This window comes from Piscibacillus sp. B03 (assembly GCF_052246295.1).
Taxonomy (GTDB): Bacteria; Bacillota; Bacilli; order Bacillales; family Alkalibacillaceae; genus Piscibacillus.
The window spans coordinates 1-3,947 of the sequence record NZ_JBQQCO010000059.1; the positions used below are offsets into that span (position 1 = coordinate 1).

At 31.2% G+C, this 3,947-nt stretch carries 4 protein-coding genes and 1 pseudogene; 2 read left to right on the forward strand and 3 right to left on the reverse strand.

Annotation, left to right across the window (positions count from 1 at the left end):
- Positions 1-116 precede the first annotated feature (116 nt).
- Positions 117-836 carry a ZIP family metal transporter gene (locus ACTWQB_RS16820; protein ID WP_443140317.1) on the reverse strand — a complete coding sequence of 240 codons (720 nt, stop codon included), beginning with the start codon at positions 834-836 and terminating at the stop codon, positions 117-119.
- 148 nt (positions 837-984) lie between these two features.
- Between ACTWQB_RS16820 and ACTWQB_RS16825 the strand changes: the two genes are divergently transcribed.
- Positions 985-1,311: an ArsR/SmtB family transcription factor gene (locus tag ACTWQB_RS16825; RefSeq protein ID WP_443140318.1), complete on the forward strand. Its 327-nt coding sequence runs from the start codon at positions 985-987 to the stop codon at positions 1,309-1,311.
- Between the two features lie 49 nt (positions 1,312-1,360).
- On the forward strand, positions 1,361-2,302 hold the full coding sequence (locus tag ACTWQB_RS16830; protein ID WP_443140319.1) for a cation diffusion facilitator family transporter: 942 nt from the start codon (positions 1,361-1,363) through the stop codon (positions 2,300-2,302).
- Positions 2,303-2,569: 267 nt separating this feature from the next.
- On the opposite strand, the pseudogene ACTWQB_RS16835 reads toward ACTWQB_RS16830, so the two are convergent.
- Positions 2,570-3,196, reverse strand: a pseudogene (locus ACTWQB_RS16835) (C39 family peptidase); the annotation flags it as partial.
- 3 nt (positions 3,197-3,199) lie between these two features.
- Positions 3,200-3,451: a hypothetical protein gene (locus ACTWQB_RS16840; RefSeq protein ID WP_443140320.1), complete on the reverse strand. Its 252-nt coding sequence runs from the start codon at positions 3,449-3,451 to the stop codon at positions 3,200-3,202.
- Positions 3,452-3,947: the final 496 nt, after the last annotated feature.

A 3,947-nucleotide genomic window follows, 5' to 3' on the forward strand; every position in this document is an offset into this window, starting at 1 on the left:
TGTAGTAACATGGTTCATAGGGAAGACCTCTTTTCTGTGAATTTTGTCGGCTAACTTAATTCTACAAAAAGGGTCTTCCTTTTTCTATGTTCTAAAAATCATTTACACAAAATATTTTATACTCTCAAATACAAATAAATCATTCCAAAACTAGATAAATTCCAAAATAAACATTTTAGAAGTGATGAATGTTTTATGGCTTCGCTAAAGAGTTCTTTTATGGCAACCATAAATATAATGGTAATAGCTATATTAATAAATAGTGCGATTAAAAATGGCATTCTTATTTCAAGGAATTGTCCTAAGAATGAACCAGCAGCAATGGGTATGGAAATAAAAAATGTAAATAACAACCAAGACACAGGACCAAATCCCGCTAAAAATAATGGTGTAAAAATAATCATCCCTTCTGGAATGTTATGTAATATTAATGTTGATAAGATAGAAGTACCTATATCCGTCCCGATTGTAGGACCAAGCGCTACTCCAACAGGGAAATTATGTAAAGCAATACTGATCGTTAAAAGTACACCGGAACGAACAAATATATCCTTTTGTGGACTATCTGTAATAATAATAATTTTATCAAAAACCAAATGTATCGAATGAAACAGTAATAATCCAATGATTGTACCTATAAAAAAGATAAGCCATCCACCAAGTTCAACACTTTCTGGAATCAATTCAAAAAATAATAAACCGAGGATTAGTCCTGTACAAATTGAATAAATAACACTAAAACCATGCTTAATTCTTTTCATAAACCATGCAATTCCCCCACCAACTCCAATCCCTAGTGCAGATGCAAGTGATCCAATCAACCATGCTGCGCTCATTTTATCTCTCCTTAAATTGATTTTAGAAATAAAAATACAAGTTGCTTAATTTTATTTGACATAGACTGATGTTATGTATAAAATATGCACATATATTAATATACACATGTTTACGTGTAGCATAAAAAATAGATTAAGGGGGAATACAATGAATGATCACAAAGAAAATGCAAATGTTGATAATAAAGAATTAGATGAAGAAACATTATTCGTTGTATCACAAACATTTAAAGCCTTAGGAGATCCGACAAGAATTCGAATTCTTCATTTGTTATTTGATAATGAATATTCGGTTAATGGCATAGCAGAGACTTTAAACTTAAGACAGTCAACGGTTTCACATCAATTAAGGTTTTTAAAAAATCTAAGGTTAGTGAAATATCGTCGAGAAGGGACAACGATTTATTATTCTCATGACGATGAGCACGTGATGAATATGCTAGAGCAAACAATACAACACGCTTGTCATAGTTAAAGTGTATTGATATAAGTGAATTATTATACACAATTTAGGAGGTATTAAAGTGGGGCACGATCACGACCATACACATGGTGCTAATAAAAAAGCATTATTAATTAGTTTTATTCTAATTACAGGGTTTATGATTATAGAAGCTGTGGGTGGTTTCATAACGAACAGTTTAGCTCTTCTCTCAGATGCCGGACACATGCTAAGCGATTCGATTTCACTTGGGATTGGACTGTTGGCTTTTACGTTGGGTGAAAGAGTAGCGAATTACAGTAAAACGTATGGGTATAAACGCTTTGAAATTTTAGCTGCTGTTTTTAATGGTGTGACGCTAGTGTTGATAGCGCTGTATATTTTTTATGAAGCATATCAACGATTCATAAATCCACCCGAAGTGGCATCAACGGGTATGTTAATCATTGCAGTTATCGGTTTGTTGGTGAATATACTCGTCGCCTGGATTTTGATGAGTAAAGGTGATACGGAAGAAAATTTGAATATGCGTGCGGCATTTTTACATGTTATTGGTGATTTACTCGGTTCAGTTGGAGCAATTATAGCTGCTTTACTGATCATGTTTTTTGATTGGGGTTGGGCTGATCCATTGGCTAGTGTAATCGTTGCACTGCTTGTTTTAATTAGTGGGTGGCGAGTAACGAAAGATTCTGTTCACGTTTTAATGGAGGGTACTCCCAAAAATATTGATTTTGAAGAAGTGATTAAAACGATTAAAAATGTTAAAGGCATTTTAGGGGTTCATGATTTACATGTCTGGAGTATCACAAGTGGGAAAAATGCACTTTCTTGTCATGCAGTCGTGGACGGAGACTTATCTATAAATGATTGTCAGAAGTTACTAAGAGAAATCGAACATCAGTTAGAACATAAGGAAATTGGTCATGTCACCATTCAATTAGAAAATGTAGATCATCCACATGAAGACTCATTAATATGTCAAAATAATGATCGTACCACGCCCCATGGTCATCATCATTGATTAAACATGCGTGTGGGACGTAAATAGTAAAAACAACTTAAAAATGCACTACTCATGAAAAATAAATGTTTGGTGCATTTTTAGCTTAGTATCCATTATGATATGAACTAGAGTGTTTGCTTGTGGCAGTGTACTTCCTTAAATTTGTTGGGTTTTGACTCAACCCCGTGTTTTGTTTGAGAAAGTTTAAAGGTTTCTTAACCATTGATCATATTTTATATATATAATTTCCAATTCCACAAATAGATCCAGAATGTAAATTAATAACTATTGAATATAAGTAATTGCTTGTTTTCCCATTTGCTCCCATGCAGCTTTAAAATCTTTCAGTTTAATTCTCTTATTCTTTGTATTCGTAAGCGGATCATTAAAGTAAATATATTTTGCATCGTATCCAGTTATGAGTACGGAGTGAAGTTTATATGTAATATCAATTAAACCTGTTGGGGTGACCCACGTTTCAAATTGATTTTCTGGTAGTTTACGATACAGTGTATTTGTAATCACCCATACTGGCGAGCCAAGATTTAAATAATATTTTATCATATTAAAATCACTTCCTGTGATATCGATAATCCTTTGGGATAAGTACTTTTTGGCTAACTTTCGTATCGGTCCGTGATATACACCGTATCCTGGTTCATTTAACGTATACATATTTCCAACAAAACCATTATTAGGGTTACCAAAATATATTTTGTTATTCTTTTTTTGATATGGAGTAGGATCTTTTTTTATTTCATTTGCCAAACGCATTTTATCGATTTTAATATCCGCTGACTGAAGTAACATTGCTAACGATGTTACTTCACACCCCCTTGGTAATTCAGGGAGCTGTGAAATAATTGGTGTATTTAAAAGAACTTTCGGTTTATAAAATGCGCTCTTAAATGATAATTAATGGTATTCTTCTGAATTTAAAGTAACACTATAAACATGTGTTTTTTTATTATCTAGACTTAAATATGAAAACAGTTTAATCCCCTTTTGATTTAAATGGCTATTAATACTTATAAAGAATAGAATCAAAAATAAAACAGAATAAAAAAAGCTTAACTTTTTATATTTTGAAGCAACAGATTTTGAAATCATTAGTATCAGTAACAAAAGAAAAATACTGAATAAAAACCCTGCTAAAGCAAGAAGCATATTGTATTTCTCCTGTCTTTTTATACATCTATCAAGAATGTTAAAACAAATTTTCCAAAAGTGGTTTAACAACAATAGAAGCGCATATTAAAATATGGAGTAACAATTCAATGGCTTTTAATATATTTAATATTGAAAATTTGTTTGGTGGGAAATTAGATATCATTATAAAAATAACATGTTTATATGTCAATATATACATATTGTTTATTTTAATTAATATAAAATTTGATAATTAAAAAAAAGAAAAAGCCATAATTGGTTTAAACATGCTTTAATACATATTCGAAGAAAGATTGAGTATAGAATTCATTTCTTAAAATTCTTTAACAATTTTTTGATTTTAACTTTCTAATTTTTAAACCATGATGAGAGTGTAAAATATTTTGTGTAAATGGCTATTCCGATTTTCAATGATATAGAAAAAGGAAGACCCATTCTGTAGAATTAAGTTAGCAGACTAAAATTCACAGAAAAGAGGTCTTCCCTATGAATC